This window comes from Bradyrhizobium sp. (assembly GCF_050014615.1).
Lineage (GTDB): Bacteria > Pseudomonadota > Alphaproteobacteria > Rhizobiales > Xanthobacteraceae > Bradyrhizobium.
Genome location: NZ_JBEKCZ010000098.1, coordinates 1 through 23,103, shown reverse-complemented (window position 1 = coordinate 23,103; position 23,103 = coordinate 1). Strand labels below are relative to the sequence as shown.

At 61.7% G+C, this 23,103-nt stretch carries 29 protein-coding genes; 17 read left to right on the top strand and 12 right to left on the bottom strand.

Annotated elements, in window-relative coordinates; translation table 11 throughout:
• Positions 1-1,490: tetratricopeptide repeat protein (locus ABR948_RS16860; RefSeq protein WP_428119856.1), on the bottom strand; the 1,490-nt coding region annotated here is incomplete at its 3' end.
• Between ABR948_RS16860 and ABR948_RS16855 the strand changes: the two genes are divergently transcribed.
• A complete protein-coding gene (locus ABR948_RS16855) occupies positions 1,470-1,712 on the top strand; it encodes a hypothetical protein (protein ID WP_428119854.1) in 243 nt (80 codons plus the stop codon). The genes ABR948_RS16860 and ABR948_RS16855 overlap by 21 nt on opposite strands.
• 183 nt (positions 1,713-1,895) lie before the next feature.
• Here ABR948_RS16855 and ABR948_RS16850 read toward each other — a convergent pair whose 3' ends face one another.
• The gene (locus ABR948_RS16850; protein WP_428119852.1) at positions 1,896-2,159 is read right to left on the bottom strand and encodes a hypothetical protein; all 264 of its coding nucleotides are present in this window, start codon (positions 2,157-2,159) and stop codon (positions 1,896-1,898) included.
• 280 nt (positions 2,160-2,439) lie between these two features.
• Here ABR948_RS16850 and coaD point away from each other — a divergent pair, with 280 nt between their 5' ends.
• The 6 genes from coaD to tgt all read left to right on the top strand — a co-directional run bounded on the left by coaD (position 2,440) and on the right by tgt (position 6,601).
• The gene (coaD, locus tag ABR948_RS16845) at positions 2,440-2,937 is read left to right on the top strand and encodes a pantetheine-phosphate adenylyltransferase (protein ID WP_428119850.1); all 498 of its coding nucleotides are present in this window, start codon (positions 2,440-2,442) and stop codon (positions 2,935-2,937) included.
• Positions 2,938-2,960: 23 nt separating this feature from the next.
• Positions 2,961-3,524, top strand: a complete 564-nt coding sequence (locus tag ABR948_RS16840) for a peptidylprolyl isomerase (RefSeq protein ID WP_428119848.1) — start codon at positions 2,961-2,963, stop codon at positions 3,522-3,524.
• 6 nt (positions 3,525-3,530) lie between these two features.
• Positions 3,531-3,965, top strand: coding sequence for a UCP034077 family protein (locus tag ABR948_RS16835; protein ID WP_428119846.1), 435 nt, complete (start codon positions 3,531-3,533; stop codon positions 3,963-3,965).
• Positions 3,941-4,267, top strand: coding sequence for a peptidylprolyl isomerase (locus ABR948_RS16830; RefSeq protein WP_428119844.1), 327 nt, complete (start codon positions 3,941-3,943; stop codon positions 4,265-4,267). Before ABR948_RS16835 ends, ABR948_RS16830 begins: the two co-directional genes overlap by 25 nt.
• Before the next feature lie 121 nt (positions 4,268-4,388).
• Positions 4,389-5,471: a tRNA preQ1(34) S-adenosylmethionine ribosyltransferase-isomerase QueA gene (queA, locus tag ABR948_RS16825; protein ID WP_428119842.1), complete on the top strand. Its 1,083-nt coding sequence runs from the start codon at positions 4,389-4,391 to the stop codon at positions 5,469-5,471.
• Positions 5,468-6,601, top strand: coding sequence for a tRNA guanosine(34) transglycosylase Tgt (gene tgt, locus ABR948_RS16820; RefSeq protein WP_428119840.1), 1,134 nt, complete (start codon positions 5,468-5,470; stop codon positions 6,599-6,601). The genes queA and tgt overlap by 4 nt, the downstream gene beginning before the upstream one ends.
• 47 nt (positions 6,602-6,648) lie before the next feature.
• On the opposite strand, the gene ABR948_RS16815 is transcribed toward tgt, so the two are convergent.
• Positions 6,649-6,864 carry a hypothetical protein gene (locus tag ABR948_RS16815; RefSeq protein ID WP_428119838.1) on the bottom strand — a complete coding sequence of 72 codons (216 nt, stop codon included), beginning with the start codon at positions 6,862-6,864 and terminating at the stop codon, positions 6,649-6,651.
• A 232-nt stretch (positions 6,865-7,096) separates the two neighbouring features.
• Between ABR948_RS16815 and cysK the strand changes: the two genes are divergently transcribed.
• Positions 7,097-8,074: a cysteine synthase A gene (cysK, locus tag ABR948_RS16810; RefSeq protein WP_428119836.1), complete on the top strand. Its 978-nt coding sequence runs from the start codon at positions 7,097-7,099 to the stop codon at positions 8,072-8,074.
• A 2-nt stretch (positions 8,075-8,076) separates the two neighbouring features.
• A complete protein-coding gene (locus ABR948_RS16805) occupies positions 8,077-8,316 on the top strand; it encodes a BrnA antitoxin family protein (RefSeq protein ID WP_428119835.1) in 240 nt (79 codons plus the stop codon).
• Positions 8,317-8,349: 33 nt separating this feature from the next.
• Here ABR948_RS16805 and ABR948_RS16800 read toward each other — a convergent pair whose 3' ends face one another.
• On the bottom strand, positions 8,350-9,228 hold the full coding sequence (locus tag ABR948_RS16800; RefSeq protein ID WP_428119833.1) for a DMT family transporter: 879 nt from the start codon (positions 9,226-9,228) through the stop codon (positions 8,350-8,352).
• A gap of 208 nt (positions 9,229-9,436) precedes the next feature.
• On the opposite strand from ABR948_RS16800, the gene ABR948_RS16795 reads away from it, so the two are divergent.
• Positions 9,437-9,835: a RidA family protein gene (locus ABR948_RS16795; protein ID WP_428119831.1), complete on the top strand. Its 399-nt coding sequence runs from the start codon at positions 9,437-9,439 to the stop codon at positions 9,833-9,835.
• Positions 9,836-9,904: 69 nt separating this feature from the next.
• Here ABR948_RS16795 and ABR948_RS16790 read toward each other — a convergent pair whose 3' ends face one another.
• The 5 genes from ABR948_RS16790 to ABR948_RS16770 form a co-directional block, all read right to left on the bottom strand.
• Positions 9,905-10,468 (bottom strand): hypothetical protein, encoded by a 564-nt coding sequence (locus ABR948_RS16790; protein WP_428119829.1) that lies wholly within the window; start codon positions 10,466-10,468, stop codon positions 9,905-9,907.
• Complete coding sequence (locus tag ABR948_RS16785; protein ID WP_428119827.1) at positions 10,413-10,772, bottom strand: hypothetical protein; 360 nt, start codon at positions 10,770-10,772, stop codon at positions 10,413-10,415. Before ABR948_RS16785 ends, ABR948_RS16790 begins: the two co-directional genes overlap by 56 nt.
• 258 nt (positions 10,773-11,030) lie before the next feature.
• Entirely contained in the window at positions 11,031-11,618 is a 588-nt protein-coding gene (locus ABR948_RS16780) for a formyltransferase family protein (RefSeq protein ID WP_428119825.1), read from the bottom strand.
• A 259-nt stretch (positions 11,619-11,877) separates the two neighbouring features.
• Complete coding sequence (locus tag ABR948_RS16775; RefSeq protein ID WP_428119823.1) at positions 11,878-12,168, bottom strand: GCG_CRPN prefix-to-repeats domain-containing protein; 291 nt, start codon at positions 12,166-12,168, stop codon at positions 11,878-11,880.
• 78 nt (positions 12,169-12,246) lie between these two features.
• The gene (locus ABR948_RS16770) at positions 12,247-12,744 is read right to left on the bottom strand and encodes a hypothetical protein (RefSeq protein ID WP_428119821.1); all 498 of its coding nucleotides are present in this window, start codon (positions 12,742-12,744) and stop codon (positions 12,247-12,249) included.
• Positions 12,745-13,153: 409 nt separating this feature from the next.
• Here ABR948_RS16770 and ABR948_RS16765 point away from each other — a divergent pair, with 409 nt between their 5' ends.
• The 3 genes from ABR948_RS16765 to ABR948_RS16755 all read left to right on the top strand — a co-directional run bounded on the left by ABR948_RS16765 (position 13,154) and on the right by ABR948_RS16755 (position 16,173).
• Positions 13,154-13,624, top strand: a complete 471-nt coding sequence (locus ABR948_RS16765) for a hypothetical protein (RefSeq protein ID WP_428119819.1) — start codon at positions 13,154-13,156, stop codon at positions 13,622-13,624.
• Positions 13,625-13,976: 352 nt separating this feature from the next.
• Complete coding sequence (locus tag ABR948_RS16760) at positions 13,977-14,366, top strand: winged helix-turn-helix domain-containing protein (protein WP_428119817.1); 390 nt, start codon at positions 13,977-13,979, stop codon at positions 14,364-14,366.
• A 307-nt stretch (positions 14,367-14,673) separates the two neighbouring features.
• The gene (locus ABR948_RS16755; RefSeq protein ID WP_428119815.1) at positions 14,674-16,173 is read left to right on the top strand and encodes a porin; all 1,500 of its coding nucleotides are present in this window, start codon (positions 14,674-14,676) and stop codon (positions 16,171-16,173) included.
• Between the two features lie 240 nt (positions 16,174-16,413).
• Here the strand turns inward: ABR948_RS16755 and ABR948_RS16750 are convergent, their stop codons facing one another.
• Positions 16,414-17,601 (bottom strand): MFS transporter, encoded by a 1,188-nt coding sequence (locus tag ABR948_RS16750; protein WP_428119858.1) that lies wholly within the window; start codon positions 17,599-17,601, stop codon positions 16,414-16,416.
• A 338-nt stretch (positions 17,602-17,939) separates the two neighbouring features.
• Between ABR948_RS16750 and ABR948_RS16745 the strand changes: the two genes are divergently transcribed.
• A complete protein-coding gene (locus ABR948_RS16745; protein WP_428119813.1) occupies positions 17,940-18,197 on the top strand; it encodes a hypothetical protein in 258 nt (85 codons plus the stop codon).
• Positions 18,198-18,260: 63 nt separating this feature from the next.
• On the opposite strand, the gene ABR948_RS16740 is transcribed toward ABR948_RS16745, so the two are convergent.
• The gene (locus ABR948_RS16740; protein WP_428119811.1) at positions 18,261-18,572 is read right to left on the bottom strand and encodes a hypothetical protein; all 312 of its coding nucleotides are present in this window, start codon (positions 18,570-18,572) and stop codon (positions 18,261-18,263) included.
• A 227-nt stretch (positions 18,573-18,799) separates the two neighbouring features.
• Between ABR948_RS16740 and ABR948_RS16735 the strand changes: the two genes are divergently transcribed.
• Both ABR948_RS16735 and ABR948_RS16730 read left to right on the top strand, forming a co-directional pair.
• Complete coding sequence (locus ABR948_RS16735; protein ID WP_428119809.1) at positions 18,800-19,051, top strand: hypothetical protein; 252 nt, start codon at positions 18,800-18,802, stop codon at positions 19,049-19,051.
• A 143-nt stretch (positions 19,052-19,194) separates the two neighbouring features.
• Positions 19,195-19,524: a hypothetical protein gene (locus ABR948_RS16730; RefSeq protein WP_428119807.1), complete on the top strand. Its 330-nt coding sequence runs from the start codon at positions 19,195-19,197 to the stop codon at positions 19,522-19,524.
• Positions 19,525-19,544: 20 nt separating this feature from the next.
• Here the strand turns inward: ABR948_RS16730 and ABR948_RS16725 are convergent, their stop codons facing one another.
• Entirely contained in the window at positions 19,545-19,781 is a 237-nt protein-coding gene (locus tag ABR948_RS16725; protein ID WP_428119805.1) for a hypothetical protein, read from the bottom strand.
• 1,031 nt (positions 19,782-20,812) lie between these two features.
• On the opposite strand from ABR948_RS16725, the gene ABR948_RS16720 reads away from it, so the two are divergent.
• Complete coding sequence (locus ABR948_RS16720) at positions 20,813-23,032, top strand: NAD(P)-binding protein (protein WP_428119803.1); 2,220 nt, start codon at positions 20,813-20,815, stop codon at positions 23,030-23,032.
• Positions 23,033-23,103: the final 71 nt, after the last annotated feature.

The following is a 23,103-nucleotide window of genomic DNA, read 5'->3' as shown; positions in this document are numbered from 1 at the left end:
AGCCCGCCCGCAAGGTGCGCCACACTGGTGTCGACCGAGATGACAAGGTCCAGGCAGGCGGCCAGCGCCGACGTCTGCTCGAAATCCGCAAGATTTTCCGTCATGTCAACGATGCCACTGCCGGCGAGCACCTCCCTGTCGGCGTCCCGCAGCTCCTTCTGCAAACTGACAAAGGTGGCGTCGAGATCCAGAATTTTGCTCAGATCACGCAACGGCATCGAACGATTGTGATCGTTGGCATGACTTGGATTCCCGGACCAGACCAACCCGACGCGGAACCTGGTGTGAGGGCCAAGCCGTTGTTCCCATTGCTTCACGCGGTCCTGGTCGGGCGCAGGAAGATAGGGCACGACGGACGGTATCGTCTCCAGCGTCGTTTTGAACGCCAATGGCAGGCTGGAAATCGGACAATGGGTATCGAATGCCGGCAACGCCGACGTCTTGGGGATGCATTGAGCGACGCCATCCAGCCGGGATAGCAGGGAGCAGATCGGATCGGCGACGGCGACGATAACCCGGGCGCCGAGATCGGCCACCATGGGAATATAACGCGCGAAGTGGAAGGTATCTCCGATACCCTCGTCCCCGTAGAGCAGGATGGTCGCCCCTTCGATCGAGCGATCCCCCAGCCAGAGCGGCTGAGGCAGTATGGGGTCACGCATCATTCCGGTCTGCCACCTGGCTTCACGCCCGACCCAGCCCGCCTCGAAATCGCCGACCTGCATCTGCAGCAGCGCCAAATTCCATCGCGCATCGGCATTTTCGGGATCATGCGCCAGGTATCGCGCGTAGCACGCGGAAGCCTCGTCTGTCCTGCGAAGCTCAACCAGCGAACTGGCCTTGCCTTTCAGCGCCAGCATGAAGTTGGGGCGAAGCGCAATGGCCAGGTCGTAGCACGCGAGCGACTCCTGATATCGACCCAGCTTCTGAAGCACGGTTCCAAGATTATTGTGGGTATCGGCGTCCGCTGGATTCAATTGCAGCGACGCCCGGTTGTCCGCCTCCGCTTCTTCGAGCCTCGCTAAATTCATATGGACCAGAGCGCGCAGATGAAGCGCGTCCGCCTGCGACGGGTCGACTTCGATCGAAAGATTGAAATGATCGAGCGCTTCCGAATTTCTTCCGCTCCGGTAGAGCAGCAGGCCGCAGAGATTTGCGGCATCGACATAGCGCGGGCGCAGCTTGAGCGCGTGTTGCAGGCCCAGAAAAGCCTCGTCCGGACGGTTAAGATCCACCAATACAGTGGCTAGATCTTTCCAAAGCTCCGCATTCTCGGGCTGGAGCGATATGGCTTTGTCGTAGGCCTTTGCAGCGTCCTCCAGTCTTCCCGACCGCCGCAGCGCCATCCCGAGAGCTGAAACGTGCTCGGCTTCGGGGGCGATCCCGACGGCGCGGGCAATCCATTCGATCGCCTGATCCGGTTGCCCCGAGTGAAGGCAGATATCTCCCATCAAACGCAGGGAATCCCCGTGCCGTGGATCGATCGCCAAAGCCAGCCGACCGCAATTATCGGCCTCGGCCGTCAGGCCTGCGAGCAACAGACGGCGTCCCAAATCGCTCAACGCCGAGGGCGACTTGGCGTCCACACCATTCGGGACAGTTCCCTTGCTTTCGGGAGCCGTGCGGTGCCGATCGCTATCCATGCGTATATTTCAAAGCTGTTGGCGCGAGAAATCGTGATTGATTCGGATGCCAATGAAAAGCAGGCATAAAGCAATCCGGCGCCGTCGTCTGAAGACGAATGCGGTCATCCGCGGTTTGCACATGGTTCAGGCGCCCAAACGGGCGCCCGAACCACGCGTGAAGAACTCAACGAGCTTGGATTTGCCGGGCGGCGGTCCAGCCTGTTCGAAAACTTCGATCCTGATGCTTCGACCTTGGTTCCGCTGCGCGCTTTATGGCGTGCGGTCGGCGGTGACCAAGCGGGCTTCCCGGATCACGGTCTTGGTCTTGGTTCCGGCGACGCGCAGGCAGGAAGCTTCGAAATTCGGCCAGGCTTTCTGCGAACAGCCCGAACCCACGCTGTGGATATCAAGCCGGTCACCCTTGGCGAGGGCGTGCGGCACGCTGGCTTCGACCTGCGGGGCAAAACCGGGAAGAACGGTAAGCGCGGTGGCGACAAACGCAGCAATCACGACTGCTGTAAGAGTCTTGATCATGACGGTCCCCTGTCATTGGGCCTTTTGGCCCGTCGTTTGGTTGGTTAACTGATACGCAGCGCCGGTTTCCGGATGTCTTCGCCAGATGCCAAAATGGTTTCGTCGCGCCGGAGTTTTGTTTCGTCGCCCATTCCGGACGAAACAAAGCCGGGTCGCCTAGAAGACGCGCCACCCCCCGAACTGGTTCAGTGGCCGACGAAATATAAAACCGGGCCATTTGCGCCGAAAACCGGGAACCGGACCGGCTTGCGGGGCCGCCCGGGGCGCGGTAGACGGATTTATGCCCCGCACCGCGCTGTATCCCGGCTCATTCGACCCCGTCACCAACGGCCATCTGGACGTGGTCCGGCATGCCGTCGGCCTGTGCGACCGGCTGGTCGTCGCCATCGGCATCCATCCCGGCAAAAAGCCGCTGTTTTCGACCGAGGAACGGCTGGAGATGGTCAAGGAGGTGTTTGGGCCGGTGGCCGCCAGCGCCGGGTGTGCCTTCGAGGCCATCACCTATGATGACCTCGTCGTCACAGCCGCGAAGCGGTCCGGCGCTACCATCCTCATTCGCGGCCTGCGCGACGGAACCGACCTCGACTACGAGATGCAGATGGCGGGCATGAACGAGACCATGGCGCCGGACGTCCAGACGGTTTTCCTGCCGGCGTCGCCGACCGTCCGCCCGATCACCGCCACACTGGTGCGTCAGATCGCGGGTATGGGTGGCGACGTCTCGAACTTCGTACCCAAGGCCGTCGCCAAACGTCTCAAGACCAAGCTCGCCGGCTAGCTTTTACCTCTTTTGGAGCCTTCATGATCCGAATTCTCGCCGTTCTCGCCGCGCTGATCTGCGCGGCTCCCGCCATCGCGCAGCCGCTTCCTGCCAATCTCGACAAGCAGAACGCGATCGTGATCGACACCACCAAGGGCCGGATCGTGTTCAAGCTGCGAACCGATCTCGCGCCACAGCACGCCGAACGGATCAAGCAGCTGGCGCGCGAGGGCTATTACAACAACGTCCCGTTCCACCGCGTGATGGATGGCTTCATGGCGCAAACCGGCGACGGTCAGAATTTCAATGGCACCGGCGGTTCGAAATATCCCAACCTGAAGGCGGAATTCTCCAACGTTCCGTTCAAGCGCGGGATCGTCGGCATGGCCAGGCGCGGCGACAGCGTCGATACCGCGAATTCGCAGTTCTTCTTCATGTTCGCCGACGCCCCGGCCCTGAACGGCCAGTACACCGTAATCGGTGAAGTGGTGTCGGGCATGGACGTGATCGATAAGCTCAAGAAGGCCCCGCCGGGATCGGCCGGCGGCAGCGTGACCGATCCCGACAAGATGGTGAAGGTGCAGGTCGCATCCGACATCAAGTGACCGGCGGTGGCGCCGCGTCGCAATCGGCGGTTCCGGTTCGCAGCGGCGCTGCTGTTGTCGTCGACCTCTACGCAGGCCGATCCGGCGCAGGTCGATACCATCCGCGACGTGTTTGCGAGGCTGCGAACCTGCTGGAGGCCGCCGCCGGCGTCGAGCGCCAATCCCGATATCGACATCACCGTGATTGTGAGCTTCAACCGCGCGGGAGACATTCTTGGCCATCCGAGGATCACCTATGAATCGGCACAGGCCACCGATAACGACCGGCTGATCTACCGTATCGCGGTCATGGAGGCGTTGCAGCGCTGCACGCCGATGCCATTTACGGAAGGGATGGCCGGCGCCGTTGCCGGCCGTCCGTTCACCGTCCAATTTCGCAACCGGAAAGTTCCACCCCAACCCATAGAGAAGAGAGCATGGCTGATACCGAAAATACTTTGATCCTCGAAACCACCCAGGGCCCCGTTACCATCGAAATGCGGCCCGACCTCGCGCCGGGCCATGTGGCGCGGATCAAGGAACTGGTGCGCGAGGGGTTTTACGACGGCATCGTGTTTCACCGCGTGATCGAAGGTTTCATGGCGCAAACCGGATGTCCGCAGGGCACCGGCACCGGCGGTTCCGGCAAGAAACTGAAGGCTGTGACGTCGGGCATGGAGAACGTCGACAAGATCAAGCGCGGCGAGCCGGTCAAGGACCCGGACAAGATCATCAAGGCGCATATGGCCGCGGACGCGGAGTGATATGAAGAGTCATTCCGGGGCATGCGAAGCATGAACCTCAGATGTGCCATTGCACATCGGGGAATCTCGAGATTCCGGATTGCCGCGCTTCGCGCAGCCTCCGGAATGACGTTGTGAGGCCATGCGCACCGATCTCTTCGACTTCGAACTTCCCGCCGGCAGTATCGCGCTGCGCCCGGCGAGCCCGCGGGATTCCGCGCGGCTGCTGATCGTGCAGCCCGATGGGGTTTTGCACGACCGCAGCGTCGCGGATTTGCCGCTGTTGCTGCAGCCGGGCGATCAGCTTGTGGTGAACGATACCAGGGTGATAGCGGCCCAGCTCAAGGGCCGCCGCATCGGCCGCGACACCGAACCCAAGATCGAGGCGACATTGATCAAGCGCCTCGACGGCTCGCGCTGGCAGGCGCTGGTCAAGCCGGCCAAGAAGCTGTCGCCGGGCGATGTGGTTCGTTTCGGCAATGAGGGCAAGGTTTGCCTGCTCGGCCATCTCGACGCGCAGGTCGAGCACAAGGGCAGTGACGGCGAGATCACGCTGTCGTTTTCATTTCACGGACCGGCACTCGATCAGGCCATCGCCGATCTCGGCAGCCCGCCGCTGCCGCCTTATATCGCTTCAAAGCGCGCGCCCGACGAGCGCGACGCCGCCGACTATCAGACCATGTTCGCCGCCAACGAGGGTGCGGTCGCGGCGCCGACCGCCGGCCTGCATTTCACCCCGGCGCTGGAGCGCGCGCTGCGTGAACGCGGCATCGCCATTCACCGGATCACGCTGCATGTCGGGGCAGGGACCTTCCTGCCGGTCAAGGTCGACGATACCGCCGGCCACAAGATGCATTCCGAATGGGGCACCATCGCTGCCGAAACGGCGCATGCGTTGAATGCGGCGCGCGCCGCAGGTGGCCGCATCGTCGCCGTCGGCACCACGTCGCTGCGGCTGTTGGAAAGTGCGGCGGCGGAAGACGGCACGATCCAGCCGTTCGCCGGGGAGACCGCGATCTTCATCACCCCGGGCTATCGGTTTCGCGCGGTCGATATTCTCCTGACCAATTTTCATTTGCCGCGCTCGACGCTGTTCATGCTGGTGTCGGCCTTCAGCGGTCTCGACAGCATGCAACGGGCCTATGCCCATGCCATTGGCGACGGCTACCGGTTTTATTCCTACGGCGACGCCTGCCTGCTGTTTCGTGCTAAGGCCAGCCCATGACCTTGGCCAATTATTTCGAACTTAGGGGCCGCGACGGCCACGCCCGCACCGGCCGGTTGACGACACCGCACGGCGTGGTGCGAACGCCGGCCTTCATGCCGTGCGGGACATCGGGTGCGATGAAGGGCGTGCACTGGCGCGATGTCCGCGATGCCGGCGCCGATATCGTGCTCGGCAATACCTATCACCTGATGCTGCGGCCGGGCGCCGAGCGCATCGCCGCGCTCGGGGGATTGCAGACCTTCACCCGCTGGAACGGGCCGATGCTGACGGATTCCGGCGGCTTCCAGGTGATGTCGCTGGCGCAGTTGCGCAAGCTCAGCGAACACGCGGTGACTTTTCGCTCGCACATCGACGGCGCCAAGGTCGAGCTGTCGCCCGAACGCTCGATCGAGGTGCAGCGGCTGCTCGGCTCCGATATCGCCATGCAGCTGGACGAATGCGTGAGGCTGCCGGCCGAGCGCGCCGATATCGAACGGGCGATGCAGCTGTCGTTGCGCTGGGGCGAACGCAGCAAGCGTGCGTTCGAGACCGCGGCACCCGGATACATGCTGTTCGGCATCGCCCAGGGCGGCGACGTGCCGGAGCTTCGCCGGGCCAGCGCGCGGGGTCTGGTCGAGACCGGTTTTCACGGTTACGCGATCGGAGGTCTCGCGGTCGGCGAACCGCAATCGGTCATGCTCGCGATGATCGAGGAGGTGATGCCGATCCTGCCGCAGGACCGGCCGCGCTATTTGATGGGCGTCGGCACCCCCGAAGACATCCTGGAGGCGGTCGCGCGCGGCGTCGACATGTTCGATTGCGTGATGCCGACGCGCAACGGCCGTCACGGGATGGCGTTCACGCGGTTCGGCCAGATCAATCTGCGCAACGCCCGCCACGCCGACGATCCACGGCCGCTCGACGACGAAAGCGCATGGCCGTCAACCCGGGACTATTCACGCGCCTATCTGCATCATCTGGTGAGGTCGGGCGAGACGCTGGGGGCGATGCTGCTGTCGGAAATCAACATCGCCTATTATCAGCGCCTGATGCAGGACATCAGGGACGCGATTGCGGCCGGAACCTTCGAGAGTTTTCGTGACCGGACCCGCGCCGGCTGGGCGCGGGGCGATATCGCGTTACGCTGATATATCGGATACGCCGAGATGCGATCGGTCGAAACGTTATCGAAAGCTTAATTGCAGACCAATCGTTTGAGCGAATGCTTGGTCACGAAACCATAACCGCAGGTATCGCAAGTCCACAGATAGCTCACGACGTTGTCGGCGAGATAGGCGGAAGCTTCCGCAGCCACCATCGAATCCGCGCAGACAGGACAGGTCGGCAGGTCGCAACCACGCGGATCGGGGCTATGCGTGACGGTCGACAGGACTTCAGCAATTGCTGGCATCGTGACCTCCCTGCGTTCTGAACCTGAGCGCCAGCATACACTGATTTGTTTGACGATGTCGCAACACAAATGCGTTGGTTCTGCGTTATTTAGCTCGTTTCCGAATTTTGCAATGCAGCGAATTTGTGACGCGCCGGATTCAGACTTGCACACCGGCATGTGCAGCCCCTAATGGAGAAGAGCCTTTAATAATGCCTTTAAATCCTCATCATCGCGGCCACAGGAGTCCATCATGGAGGCATCGCCCACACCGAGTGCAGTGCACCGTCCCGGCCGGGGCCGTGTTTTCGACAGCATTGTGGACGCGGTCGGCGATACACCGATCGTGCGCCTGCGCAACTTGCCGCAGCTGCACGGGGCGCATGCGACCATTCTCGCCAAGCTGGAATATTTGAATCCGGCGGCGAGCGTGAAGGACCGCATTGGTGCGGCGATGATCATCGCGATGGAAAAGGCCGGTGTGATCAACGCCGATACCGTGCTGATCGAGCCGACCTCGGGCAATACCGGGATCGCGCTGGCTTTCGTCGCCGCGTCGCGCGGCTACCGGCTGAAGCTGGTGATGCCGGAATCGATGTCGATCGAGCGGCGCAAGATGCTGGCGTTCCTCGGAGCTGAAATCGTGCTGACGCCGGCAGCCCAGGGCATGAAAGGCTCGATCGCAACCGCGGAAGAACTGGTGCGAACCACGCCCAACGCCGTGATGCCGCAGCAGTTCAAGAACCTCGCCAATCCCGAAATTCACCGCCGCACCACCGCAGAGGAAATCTGGAACGATACCGGCGGCAACATCGATTTCTTTGTCGCCGGGGTCGGCACCGGCGGCACCATCACCGGGGTCGGGCAGGTGCTGAAACCGCGCAAGCCTTCGCTGCGGATCGTGGCCGTCGAGCCCGAGGAAAGCCCGGTGCTGTCGGGCGGTCAGCATTCCCCGCACAAGATCCAGGGGATCGGCGCCGGGTTCATTCCCGACATCCTCGACCGTTCCGTCATCGACGAAATCGTCAAGATCAACAGCGCAACCGCGATCGAAACCTCTCGCGCTTTGGCGCGCAACGAGGGCATTGCGGGCGGCATCTCCTCGGGCGCGGCCATCGCCGCGGCGCTGGCGATCGCCAAGCGGCCGGAAAACGCCGGCAAGACCATTCTGGCGATCGTGCCGTCATTCGCCGAACGCTATCTGTCGACGGCGCTGTTTGAGGGAATCTAGCTGTGGCTGATCAACCGCGACGACCGCGAACACTGAACGATGCACGTACCGAAGCCGAGTCTGTGTTCAAGAAGGCGACCACCAAGACGCCGGAACTGCCGCCGAAGAAAGCCGCGCTTCCCAGCGTCAAGGAACTGGTCTCGCTGCGGATCGATCAGGACGTTCTCGAACACTTCCAGGAGGGCGGGCCCGGCTGGCAGGACCGGATCAATGACGCCCTTCGAAAGGCGGCGGGTAAATAGCCTCGCCGCCGATGCTGAAACGGCGCGCGCCGATCAGGTTCCGACGCGCAAGGCAACCGGGCCGGGGGCTTTCAGGTTCAGGAGATTGCCGGTGAGGATCAGTGCCGCGCCGAGCACGGTGAAGATATCCAGCCGCTCCGAATAAATCAGCCAGCCGACGGTCGCGGTCAGCGGCACGCGCAGGAAATCCATCGGCAACACCACGGTTGCATCGGCATGCAGCATCGCACGCGCCATGCAATAGTGGGAAAACGTGCCGCAGAACGCGATCACCACCATCCATCCCCAGGCGTACATGGAGGGCGATTTCCAGACATAGAGCGTGGGGATAAATCCGGCCACGAACTGGATCACCAGCATCCAGAAAATAATCGCCACGGTGGTTTCGGTGCGGGTCAGTGATTTCATCATGGCGACGGAGACACCGAATCCCACGGCTGCCGCGATGGCGATCAGTTGACCGGGATTGATCTCGCCGGTCGCCGGGCGAACGATGACGATAACGCCAACCACGCCGAGGACGATCGCCGAGATCTTCCAGGCCGTCATGCGTTCACCGAGAAAGCTCGCGGCCAGGATCGCGGTCCAGATCGGCATGGTGAACTCGATCGCGACCACCTGTCCCAGCGAGATCAGCGTCAATGCGAAGAACCAGCCGAGCTGTGCGGCGTAGTGAATGAGATTGCGCCCGACATGCTGCAGCGGCCGCGACGTCTTCATCGCGGCGAAACCTCCGCTGATGCGGATCAGCGGGTAGAGCATGAAGAAGCCGAGGAAGCAGCGCACCTCCATGATCTGAAACACGTTCAGTTCGCGCGTCGTCTCGCGGCCGGCGACCACCACGATCAGCATCAGGCAGAGCCAGCCCGCCATCCACCATGCGGCCTTTGGTTTCGAAGGTGTTCGGTCCATCAGCGGGGAGTGCCGTTCATGTCGCGGGAACGCAATGAGAAAGGTGGAGCGGGCAGGCGGTATCGGCGACCTCGCGCCGATTTGCAACGTGCAGATATGCCGATGCAGGTTTGCGCCTCACTTTGCGGTGGGAGAGGTCGTGCGATCGGTGCTAAGGGTTTTGCCGTTTATGCTGCTGGTCGTTCCCGATAACGAGGAGAACCTGCCGATGCGTATCTTGCAACCGGCCGAATGGTCAAAACCGCGCGGCTTTTCGCACGGCGTCGCGGTCGATGGTCCCGGCCGATGGATCGTGCTGGCCGGCCAGACCGGCGGCGACGAAAAGGGTGAATATCAACCCGAGATGGCCGGGCAGGTTGCTGTCGCGCTGCGAAGGATCATCACATTGCTGGTGGAGGCTGGAGCCGGTCCCGAGCACATCGTCCGGCTGACCTGGTATTTGACCAGCCGCGGCGAATACGAAGCGGCGGGGGCTGGTATTGGCGCCGCCTGGCGCGAGACGCTCGGGCGAAATTTCCCGCCCTCGACGCTGCTCTACATCGGAGGCCTGGTCGATGCCCGTGCGAAGGTGGAGATCGAAGTCACCGCGTTCGTTCCGGCGCCGTAGCTTGATCGCGCATCAACAGAATGCCGGCGGAAATTCTCCGCCGGCAAATCACGCTCAAATAAACAAAAGTCAGATACGGGACAGCGAAATCGAGGCGCCCTTGAACTGGCTCTCGGCCTTGATGACCACGGACTGCTTGTTGCCCCGCGTTGTCAGGGCGATGTTGGCAGAGAATGCCGGCGCCGTTGCCACGACCTCAAAATTGCCGTTGCCGCCGCGGCCCTGGATCAGGCCGTTGATGTTTCGGCTGGTTTCACTCCATGTCCCGGACAGGGCGGACCCCTGCGCTGTGACATTGGTGGTGAGATTGAATTTGTAGCTGTCGCTGGCGCAGGTGAGGGTCTGATTGAGGCCGGTGCCGCCATTGCCCACCGCGTAAGATGCACGACAGCGAATTCTTTCGGTAGACCCGTCGTCCAGCGTGACCGTACCCGTGCCCGACCAGTTGCCGGCCAGGCCGGCGAACGGTCCCGATTGCGCATGGCTCGCGGTACTGAATACGGAGACTGCAAACAAGGCGACGACGGCGAGGATCAGCCGTCGCGCGATTGCAAAGGGAGAAGCCACTTGGCCTGCTTTATTGCCGTGACGCTTCCCACCGACCGCTGCACGGTACGCCCGCAGATGCTCCATTCCACTTCCCCCCTCCGGCATTGCCACTGAGCTGGCCGTTCGCATATGCACCATTGATGGACACGCGCACAAGTCCCTCCCGTCCGATGGTGCCGGATACCTCGGCGCCGGGGGCGGAAATCCTACCGTCTGCGACGGTAAGGGTCGAGTGTGCCGACGGTTCGCAGGTCCCGGACTTGGTCACAATGGTCACATTCCAGAGTCCATCATAAGGCGTCTGGGCAACGGCGGGAGCGACGGCAAGACCAGCCGCACCAACGAGGGTGCAACCCAGAAAAGCTTTGCGGATGCGATTATAGCGCATGAAATGGATCCCCGATTTGTGTGATGACGGAGTTATTCGTGGACAATGTGTCCAAAACTTGGTGCAACGCAACAAGGCAAAAAGTTCCTGTGGAAACAAAGATTTGAATTGGGGAATAGTTCCGCTCCCGGAACACAAAAATGGCCTTGGCCGGAAGGAATCGGCGCCGAATGCCCGCTGCGCGGCCGGTCCGCCCCCGATTCGGAAACTTCGATAAACCATGCCTGTTGGGAAAGCGCTTGTTTACGAAAGGCTTGTTTACGAAAGGCTTGGTGCCTTGGTCGCAAATTGCTCGTCCTGCGGCTTGCCGGGCAGGGCCTTGTGGATTTTGGCGTAGTCGACGACTTCGCCCAGCAGCTTTTGGCCGAGCGGCGCCAGCGCGCGTTCCCACAACTCTCGGGCCGTTTCGCCTTTTTTGACGAAACACCATTCCTGGGCCGCGATGGCCCCGGCGTCCATGCGGTCGGCCAGATGGTAGACGGTGCCGCCGGCGATCGGATCGCCCTCCCTGATCGTCCATTCGACGGCGGCGATGCCGCGGTGCCGCGGCAGCAGCGACGGATGATAGCCGATACCGCCAAGGCGAGCCGCGGCGAGGGCCTGCCGGCTGATGCGCGCGTGGCTGTGCGCGGTGACGATCAGGTCGGTGCCATCGGCAATTTCCGAGACTGCGACCAGTTTGGGGTCGGCCTGCACGGTGACCTCGATACCGGCGGCACGGGCAGCCGCGGCGAGCCGGTCGTCGGCGTCCGCTACCACGACCCTGACGATGTCGACGCCGTGTTGGCGCAGCATATCCAGTGTCGTCACGCCGAAATGGCGGGAGCCGACGAGGGTGATCCGCATGGTGGTTCTTCCGTCACGGGTGAGACATAATCTTCCGTCGATAACACGTCGCAGGCATCTGTCACGACGCCGGAAATGGCGGCGGCGGGTTATCAACAGGACCGGGCCGGACCGGACGATACGCCAGCATCGCTGTCGGGTCATTGCCCTTTAAACAAAGCTCTTTTTTAGGCAAAGCCCCTGTTTTTGAAGAACCTTGCAAACAAAAAGACCGCCTGAGGCGGTCTTGCTGTCGTTATGATGCTGGCTGGCCCGCAGCCTAGTTGCAAACCATCGCGCAGTGTCCGTCCGGGAAACAAGCCCGATGCCGTCCTCGGCCACCGCAGGGACCGCCGCCGGGAACAACCACGACGGCGCCGGGAACGACGACAACGGCTTCGCCGTGGTTCGGGCGGCATGCGCCCATGGCACCGCGGTGAAAGCCCGGACCGCATCCACCCTCGACCTTGATGATCATGTTGGCCGGCGCCTGGCCTGGGGCAAGCGGCATGGCCAGCGCGGCGCTGCCCGACAATCCCAAGATGAAAGCAAGAGCGACAAGCTTGTTCATTCGTTTCTCCCTGATTTGCTGCTGTTGCGCCTTACGATCATGGCCCTCGCCGGGGCATGCCGTAAAGAACGAATATCCTCATCGACGCGAGAATTTTGGAATGGATTCTGCGAATCCGTTGAAGCACCCCAGCCGCTCGTCCTGTTCCTGGATGAAACGGCAGTCCATCACACCCTTGGCGGCCGGCGGTTTCGGTTTGGGCTTCGGCGGGATGACGCCGTCATAGCAATCCAGCCGATCCTTGGTCCCGTCATCGAGTTCGAGGCAGCCCTGAAGCTTCTCGGCGATCGATTTCGGAGCGGTGCCGTGCGATTTTGCCCGCGCCGGAGGTTTTACAGCCTCTGCCGCCGGGGGCTTTTCAGCCTCCTCCGCGGGAGGCGCGTTTTGTGCAAAAGCTCCCGCTGAATACAGCAATACGATCAGCGCAAGCATTTTCTTCATATCATTTCCCCGTTGCCTTGAACCCAAGCTCTCTACAAGGCGGTGAATGGCTTCGCCAGCGGGTATTTTTGCTGCCGTGATCTCGCCGTGCTTGCGGATTAAGATTTCTGTTGACCTGTTCGCCCTGATTCCCAAGGAAACCCGGCGAGAACGTGAACTTACAGATTTTTAACAAGACAAAATGCGTGAACCTCGTCAGCAATGTTGCTACGGCATGTTTTGAGCTAAGTCTGTTTCGAGCTAAATCTGTTTCGAGCTAAGACATGGCAATGGAGGCAGTGTGAACATGAACACGTCCAGGCGCTCTCGGATCATCCTTCCTTTGGTCTCGATCGTGACCGCGTTTGCGCTGTCGGCGCAGGCGCAGGAGCCACCAAAGGGGCCTCCTCCAAAGGGAGGGCCAGCCAGGCCGGCGGTTCAGGCCCACCCGGGTGGTCCCGCAGGACCCGGACGCCCCGGACAGGGGCCAGGCCGAGGGCCGCAGGACGGACGTTTCGCGCGGGCGCCGGCGCGTAATTTCGGCGGACACGCCTATCATGGTCGCATGGCCTGGGAAGGCGGACGCTGGCGTCACGAAATCCACAACGGACGCGACGGTTGGTGGTGGGACGTCGGGGGCGCCTGGTATTTCTACCCGCAACGGATGGACGGCCCGCCAGCCTATGTCTCCGACATGGAGGTCGTGGACGATGGCGGTGGTCCCGATGGACCACCCATGGACGCGGGTTATCCGCCGCCGCCGGTGGCTGCCTATGCGCCGCCTCCACCGCCGCCGCCTCCACCGGATGCAGCCTCAGGCGCGGTCGGCGGCGCCCTTGTGGGCGGACTGCTTGGCGGTCTGATCACCGGACGTCCGGGCGGAGCGATCGCCGGCGCGGTCGCCGGCGGAACGGTTGGCGCGATCGCCGGCGCCCAGGCCGCCGCGCGACCCGGCTATTATCTGGCGCAAGGCAATTGCTACTACAAATATCCGTCCGGGCAGTATGTTCAGGTCGATCCGCGCAGTTGCTATTGAAACAGACCTGAAGCGCGCGCCGCTTTAGTTATCGCGATGCCGGCAGACCAGACCGATGGCTGCCGGCTGTCGCCGGTTTGACGCTCATCTCACTTTGACGCTCATCTCACAACGGCTACGGTCGCGAGCGAGACCACGAAGTGAGTCGCCGGCAAAGGCGGGATCATTTCTCGGGATTGTTTCCCGGAATCATTTCTGATGTCTCATCGGTTCTGGGGCATTGAGCACCGGGCTCTCACGGGGTGTTCCGGCATTGCGGCCGCCGAGCCGGAAGCGCTAATGTCGCTGCGGGAAAACGAATCTGGCAGGAAAACGAACCTGGCGGGAAAACCAACTTGGCGGAAAAACGAACATGACCCAGCCGGCCAGGCAAAAGTCTTCCGCGACATCGCTGCCGTCCCTGAGCGTTCGCATCGATCTCGACGCCGAAGGCCGCATCGGGCCCGGCAAAATCCAGCTGCTTGAAAAGATTCACACCTGCGGATCGATCTCGGCGGCAGGCCGCGCGATGGACATGTCCTATAAGCGGGCGTGGGATCTGGTGGACGAGATCAATCGGATCTGCCGTCGCGCCGCCGTCGAGCGACAGACCGGCGGCAAGAATGGCGGTGGCGCCATCCTCACGCCATTTGGCCTGTCGCTCATCACCCGTTACCGCAAAATCGAGCGCTCCGCGGAGAGCGCGGCCCGCAAGGAGCTGCTGGCGTTGCGGGCCGATATGGGCGTGCGCCGAAAGGCCTGAGCCGACGGGCCAATTCCCGCTTGGCCTGCCCCCCGCTTCACACCTGATGGTTGGACCCTGAACGCGCGGAGCGGCAGCAAGTGCCCCGATACCGTTAGGTTCATGCGGATATCACGAAGCCGTTAGATTCATGCGACTATAGCGTCGCAGCTGCAGCAAAAGTGGCTAAAAAGCGATTTTAGTTCCCAACTGTTGCCCAATTGCACTTTGTAGCGTGCGCGCGCTGCGCTATCTCCATTGGTATACAGCGGAAAACGGGTGGTTTCGGTGCCTGTTCGCAGCAGTTTTCGATTGGGGAGACGTGAAGATGAAGAAAAAAACCCTCGTACTGGCGCTCGGCCTGGCCAGCCTGGTTGCCACCGCGCACGCCGCGGATATGGACCTGCTGCCTCAGAAGCCCCTTCAATATCTCGATCCGCTTCCCGATAGCCTGACCTGGCACGGCATTACCTTCTACGCCACGCTCGACGTCGGTTATGCCTATCAAACCAACGGCCGTCCGACGGGAGCCGTGGTGTCGACATTGGAATACTCCCCCTTTACGACCACCAGGAATTTCACCGGTCAGTCGATCTCGACGATCGCTGCGAACGGCCTGCAGCAATCGAATATCGGTATAAAAATCGATACCCCGATCGGCCGGGATTGGAATATCGTCGGCCGGCTCGAGACGGGCTTCGACCCGCTGACGGGCCAGCTCTCCGACGGTTGCTCCTCCTTCGTTCAAAACGCCGGTGTCAGTTATGCCGCGCAAACATCGAACGCGGACTCCGGCCGCTGCGGCCAGGCTCTGAACGGGGTGGCCTTTGGCGGCATCAGCAATCCGCTATTCGGCACCTTGACGGTCGGCCGTCAGCAATCGTTCCAGCTCGACGAAATTGCCATCTATGATCCCATGAACTTGTCTTACGCGTTTTCGCTGCTCGGCTATTCCGGCACAGACGGCGGCTCGGGCAGCACGGAAGCGGCGCGCTGGGATAACTCGGCCAAATACGTCTATCAATACGGTCCCGTCCATGCAGGCGTGATGTATTCGGATGGCGGCCAGAATACCGGGATGTTCGGCAACGCCTATGGCTTCAATGCCGGCGGAAATTACAAAGGGTTTTCGCTGGACGGCGTTTACACCAAGGAGCACGGCGCCGTGAATCTGCAGTCCGCCGTGAACGATACGGTTGGCAGCACGGCTCTCGCCGCCAACATCTCGGACAACACGGCGTGGTCCATCATGGCCAAGTACACGTTCGATTTCGGCGGGCATACCGTGAGCCCGATGTACACCAAGGCCGCAAAGGCTCCTGAAGCTCCGGGCGACAAGCTGACATTGTTCGCCGGTTATACCCATATCGACCAGGCGAACCCGAACACGCCTATTTTGTCCGGAACCACGGCCGGCAGCTATGTACTCGCCGTCAGTGGCACGTTGCCCGACAACAACGCCTTCACGACCGACAAGATCCTGCAAATCTACTGGGCCGGAGCCAAGTATGAGATGGCGTCGGGCCTGAGCTTCACGGGCGCTTATTATCACGTGAACCAGAATTCTTATGTGGCGGATAGCGCCGCCTGTGTTGCCGGCGGCGCCAGCAAGACGGACTGCGCCGGTGCGTATGATCAGGTCGCGTTCCTGGTCGACTACATCGTCACCAAGCACCTAGATGTCTATACTGGCGTGACCTGGGCCCAGGTAACGAACGGTCTTGCTTCGGGATTCCCTGGCACTCCGGGCGCTAAGTTCGGTACCGCCGGTACTGGAACGAGCATCGACACGGCGACCTGGATGACCGGCTTCCGCCTGAAGATCTGATGCGATTGGTTACGCTCTGACGTCAAACCCGCCGGTGTACGCCGGCGGGTTTTTCTGTTGCGCACGACTGTGCCCCTGCATCTGCGGGGTGAGGCGCGTCGAACCGGACGCAAGTCGGGTTGGACCGGCCGCAGGTCGGCAGACAACGTGCAGCGATGTGGGCCAGTGGAGGGGAGGGCGACAGCTCCGCCCGCGAAGACGGCCGATCGGTCTTCGAACAGTCGCGGTCCCCGGTCGCCCTTACGGCAGCGCCAGCAGTCCAGCGGCAATCGCTAACGTGACCAGCGCCGACAGGGCGAGCGACCAGTGCACGCCGATCAGGCTGCCCAACAGGCCAACGGAAATGCCGCTGAACGCGCGCAGGCCGAGGCTCGACATGTTGAACAGGCCAATCACGCGTCCGCGCTTGTCGGGCGGAGCATCCAACTGGACCAGGCTTTGTGCCATGGCGTTGAAGGACAATTCCAGAAATCCCGCGGCAAACAGGAAGCCGAGCGCGAGCGGATAGCTGTGGGCCAGCGAGAAGATTGCCAGCGCCGCGCACCAGAGTATGGCGAGCACGATCGCGGTGCGCGCCCGCGGTGGCAGCAATCCCCGGCCTTCGAGCACCACGCCGGCCAGCAACCCGCCGGCGGCGTCGGCGGCCAGCAGCAGGCTGTAGGACACACCGGGATCGCCATGGCCGAGATCATTCGCGAAACCCGGCATTTGCGAACTATAGGCGTTGCCGACAAAGAACGACGCCGCGCCGGCGAGCAGCGTCATCGAGACGATGACGGAATGATCCTTGATGTCGCGCATCGTCTGCACGATATCGCCAAGCCCGCGCACGGCACGGCGCGGCGCGCGCGCACCGGCGCGGAAGCGCGGACCATAGGGCGCGTTCACGAGCCATAGCACCAGAGGCAAGTAGAACAGGGTGTTGAGCATGATCCCGGGTGCCGGCCCGAACGCGATCAGGATGGCGCCGCCCACCGCCGGGCCAACCAGGATGCCGAGATAGCGCGCCATCGCATTGAGCCGCACCGCGCTTTCCAGATCCGACGGGCCGACGATATCGTAGAGCAGCATCTGGTTCGGCGTCTGCCACAGCACCCCGGCGCAGCCATGAATGACCAGGATCACCATGGCCTGCCACATCTGCAGGGTGTCGGTGACGAAAAAATAGCTCCAGCTCAGCGAGGCGATGATGAAGAGGGCCATGCCGATCTGGATGATCCGGCGCGGGTCGAAGCGGTCCGCCAGCGCGCCGGAGGCGACCGAGAACAGCAGGAACGGCAGCCAGTGCGACACGACAGCGAAGCCGCCCAGGGCCGGCGAGTGAAATTTCTGAAACACCATCCAGTAGCTGATGACGTGTTCGATATTGTCCGCCATCATGGCGAGCACGAACGTGATGAACTGGGCGCGGAAGCCCGGGTGGCGCATCGCCGCAAAGGACCGCTTGGTGGAGGGCGACGCATTGACGGGGGCAGGTGCTGTATCGCTCACAAAAGAACCATCAATTTGCTGGACGGTGTAAGGGCCACATCCGGCAGCATGATGCATTGGATATGTTCGAACAGATCGAGGGATCGGATATTATCGTTGGTCCGGCCACGATGTCGATGGTGGATCAAGGGCCGAAATTCCGGTTGGCCGTGCAGGGTGACGCGGTGGCAACACTGATACGGCAGCCCCGAACCTGCGAGCCATCCTTGCAGGTTGCCGCAGCGGGGGCGGGTCAGGCGGGTTTCCGCGGCTGACACAATTCGGAGATGGTCCAGATGTCAAAAAAAGGAATCACAGGCCACGACGAATGGGTTGTAACCGAAGCCCTGGCGACGGCACTTGTGGCGCTGGAGCAGCTTCCACCGAAACACCAGCCGCGGGCGCATATGGACGATATCAAGAAGCTTTTGACGGCCGGATGCCAGCCTGGAACGGTCACCCTGCATATCGCCCAGGCCAAGTGCCGGTTATTTCCCGACATTGATCCTCTGAGCATTTACCGGGAATACGGCCTTGAGGACGGACAAAGCTAACTCGAATCCGGTCGTCGGTCCGGCGATCTTGCGGAGCGCTGTGATCGCAGCGTCGGAAATTGCCTAGTAGTAGCCCTTCAGTCCTCCGGACAGGGCCCCGTACTGGCCGCAAATATTAACGTCGCCCGATCCTTCATAGGTGTCGATGACATCGCCCGCCATCACGACCCGGACTTTGCATTGTTGCGTCGACTGGCCCACGGTCCACGTGTAGACCTTTTGTCCCTCAATCGTTTGGGTTTCATCTGGCGGCCAGCCAAGTTTGGTGACGACGGCGCTGAGCGGTTGCCCCTTATAATTGGTCGCTCCCAAATTCAGAGGGGCGAGGCCGCAACCGGCCAGGGCCAGGGCCGCCAGGATCGCCAGATTGCGCATTCGTCCGATCTCCCCGAAAGCCGAATCCTAGACGCGACCGTTACTGGATAGCAAGACTGGATAGCAAGAGTAGTACCGCCAGGGGACGCGACGGAATTGTTGCCGGTTATTACCGAGACGCATGTCGAAAAGGCGGCAGGCGACGCGAAGTCGGGACGAATATTGTTAACTGCTTCGAAATCAATTCCGGTAAAGACGTGCCATGGAATCGAATGCAGAACGAGACAATGCCAGCCAGTGACGAGCGCCGAGAGTTGGTCCCTGTGATCATCGCCAGCATTGTCGCGGCGATCGGCGCGTTTTGCCTGTGGTCCGACCTCAGAAACGATGCGCTGGGCCGCGGGGATGGCATGATCACCTCAGCGGTCGTGTCGCGGGCCGGCGTGATCGTGACTCCGTCGGAACCGCCGGCTCATCTGGTTGTGCCGCAGACCGCGCCGGCCTCGGAGCCGTCGACGGTCGGCCGCGTAACACGCTGAACGCATCGACTGCCGTAGCGCTGGTCTTCGACTTCAGATCAGGCATACCCGGATGCGCGGCGTTGCCCGGATTTCGCGTTTCGTTTGAGATTGCGGAACATCCTTCGCTCGTCGGGGTTTCCTTAGAACAAACGGAGAAAATCATGACGAAACTGAAAACGCTGAGTGCGGCGGTGGCTCTTGTGTCCGCCGTGATCGCCGCGCCGGTTTTCGCGCATGATGCCGGCGGGCCAGCAAGCCACGGTGGTTTGAAGTCACGCTCCGGATCAACTTACCACCATGCCCGGGCTCATCATCGAAGATATGTTAGCCGAGCCTATAACCCGCATGTTAGCGGAGCCTATAACCCGCCGAACGGGCGCTTCGATCCGGACCCGGAGTTCCAGCGGAACATAGAGAACTTCGGCTTTAGTGGCCGCGATCCGTCGCGGATAGGCGGCGAAGACCCTTCACTCCACCCCTCGCAATACTGACAGTCTGACGGCGCCAGCCCTCAGACCCCGGGGGCTTTGTGGGTCACTCTCTTTTTCCCAAACACGGGTGCCGCCGTCTTGGCGGAACTCCAGTCGAAGAAATCATAAAAGCCGGTCCAGGCGTGGACCACGGACCCGCAAACCTTGCAGTCGAAACTGCCGGAATGATGGTCCGGATGCTGCTCCTTGGTCGCGGTGTAACTCATCCCGCAATCGGTGCAGATGAAATATTCGGTGGTCCATATGCCGCTTGCCATCTTGCAGACTTCCCCCCCTAAAGCGGCCGGTTCACGCCATGATTTGAATGGCAGCGCCGGCCTCGCCACGTAAGAATTTGCGATTGCTTTTATAGCTGGGAAGTTTGAAGGCCGGCTGAATTCAACCACTGACAATGGCCACCAGCCAATTAGAACACCGCTAACCATTAAAACGGACACAGACAAAGGCGCGGGGCTTCGGACCCGCGTCATTCAACCCCTTATGGTCATAATTGGCGAACATGCTGGCAGCACAAATGGTGTTCCCGAGTGCATAGGGTCCGCGAATGTCGAACGATGGAAGATTCACGGCGTTGGCCGCATCGGCGATACTGCTGTCCGTCGTCGCGCTTGCACCTCTCCCCACGCGGGCTGAGGAACCGGGGCATCGGAAAACCACCGATTATCCAGCCGTGGAAGATCTGCCGCCGAAGCGCGAAAACCCCGCGATGACACCCGATGAACAGTCGAAGCTAAAGAAAGAGCTGTCCGCCACGCGCGACCGCCAAGCGCCCAAAGCTAGTGTGGGCGCAAGGCGCGCAGAGCCCGTCAAGCCCTGACTTTCGTTTTGACAGGACGATCGCGCGCTTGGCGGTGACCGCATCGATCTTTTCCGATGTAAACTTGTATGACGTGAGCGGAATTTTCCCGGATCGGCGGTGGCGCTGTCGATGTCGCGCGGAGTGCCGCTTCGGTAACCCCCGGCGCCAGCGGGACCTAGGGTCGTATAGGCCTGGGCCTGGGCAGCCGTGGTGATCAGCACCAGCATGCCGGCGAATATCAATCGCTTCATTTCCAGTCCTGACTTTGCTTTATGGGGCGGCCCGGATCCGCTCGCCGCACGGTGGCGACGATGCGCCGGCACTTCACGCGCCGGTTACGGCAAACAAAGCCCGGCGGGTCGCGGCGATAGCCGGATTTCGTACGCTTCCCCGAGCCATCGTTCCTTCGTCCAGCGGCAACAAGGAATCATGGCACGCTGAAAGCGGATGTGCATAATCTGGCGGATCAAGACTGACGGGGCGGGGGCCATGGCGGACGGCAAGATCAAGGTTGCGATCTTAGGCGGTGGTATGGGCGCCATGAGCGCGGCGCTGGCGCTGACCGAAATCGATCCCAAGGGAGAAAAATACGAGATCACGGTGCACCAGCTCGGCTGGCGCCTTGGCGGCAAGACCGCGAGCGGACGCAATCCGGAATACGGACAGCGGATCGAGGAGCACGGTCTTCACATCTGGTCGGGAGCCTATAACAACGCCTTCACCCTGATGCGGCTCACGTTCAAGGCGCTGAACCGCCCGCCCAGCGATCCGCTCGCGACGATCGGCGACGCCTTCAAGCGGCAAAACCAGTTCTTTCTGACCTCCGACGAAAACGACACGTGGTCGCCATGGTCAGCCTGGCTCCCTCCGGACGAGGATCCGAATGTTTTCCCCGGTGTTGACAGCCTCTGGGACAACGATCCGGTCATGCCGCCGTTCACAACCCTGATCAGCCGGATGATCGCTTGGCTGAAGGCCTTGATCGGGCAGCATCAGGGATTGGCCTCGCCGATCGCTCCGCAAGCGGCGATGGTGGCCCCGATTGCGGACTTGCCGCCGCATGTGCAACTCCTGATCGCTTCCGTCTCCGGTGGCGCTCCAGCCCAGAGCGCAACTGTGTTGCTGGATGCGGCGAAACGGGCTGCGGAGTTGCTGGAAAACGGCGACAAGTCCGTGCCGGAGCTGATTTGGACTGATGTCGCCGACATACTCCGCTGCGCTCTCTATCTCGTCTTCGTCGCCTATCTGGCGTTCCCGGAACCGCCTGAAAGGGAAATCTCCGAGCAGGGTCTTATTGGAATTTTGATCGCGATCGGAGCGATCGACAATGATTGCCTCACAGGCGGCTTCCATATGCTGGACGCATTGGATTTCCGGGACTTTCTGCTGCAATCGTCGCCCGCCTTGCTGAAGGACGACATTCGCACGTTCCTCTCCAGCACCGCCTTGATGCGAGCATTATACGACTATTGTTTTGCCTATGAGGCCGGGGACAGGACGAAACCAAGTCTTTCAGCCTGCACAGCCGTGCAGGCCTTGCTTCGCCTCGGCCTCACTTACAAGGGCGCTTTTTTCTTCAAGGCGACCGCGGGCTTCGGCGACACCATCTTCACGCCGCTCTACCAGTTGCTGAAGAGCCGCGGCGTGACGTTCTGCTTCTTCCACAATGTCACGGCGCTGTTGCCGAGCGCCGACGGCAGCACGATCGAAACCATCGTGATCGAGCAGCAGGTCGATCTTGCTCCCGGCGTATTGGAATATGATCCGTTCGGGCCGCCGGTGGCGGGAATCCATAGCTGGCCGAACGCGCCGCTGTGGAACCAGCTCCTGGATGGCGAGAGGCTTGCAGCCGACGGCGTCAATTTTGAGGACTACTACAGTCCCCAGCCGCCGGCTGCGGCCACGCTTCGTCTCCAGCAGGGGCAGCAGTTCGATCAGGTGATTCTCGGCATCCCGGTCGGCGCGTTGGGAACGATCTGCAAGGCGTTGGTCGATCAGCATCAATGCTGGGCCGATATGGTCTCGAAGCTCGGAACGGTGCGCACCCAGGCGCTGCAATTCTGGGTCGACTGCGCGGTGCATAACCTTGGCGGTCCCTTCATGGCGCCGCAGACGCCGCCAGAAGCGCTCGGCCCGATCGCGACCGGATATGTGCCGCCGCTCGATACCTATTCGGACATGTCCCAATTGCTTCCGGCCGAGGCATGGCGAAGCCCGGCACCGCTCTCGGTGGCCTATTTCTGTGGGGTCATGGCTGATGACGCCGCGCCCAATGACGCCAAGCTTGCGACAGCGAAGGCAAAGCAGGATGGTCTCGCCTGGACCACGTCGCAACTGCAGGTGCTGTGGTCGAACGCCGGAAGCGGTACGAACTTCCAGTGGAATCTGCTGCATACCGTGCGTCCCGCGACGGGTCAGGACCGGTTCGATCAGCAATTCTGGCGGGCCAATATCAGTCCGGGCGAACGCTATGTGCTGAGCCTGCCCAACACGCTTAAATATAGACTGGAGCCGGGTAACTCGGGTTACACCAACCTCTTCCTCGCGGGCGACTGGACCAAGGCTCTCGAGGTGAACGTCGGCGCAGTCGAGGTGGCGGCGATGTCAGGTCTCGCCGCAGCGTCAGCATTGTCGGGAGTTAAGATCCCGATCTCCTATGCGAATACGCTTTATGGACCGCTCTTGGCGGGTCAAGCCGGCCTTGCCTGAGAGACTCACCAACCCTGATCCAGGCCGATCACGGCGCTGGGGACCAAGGAGAACAAATTGTCACCAAAATA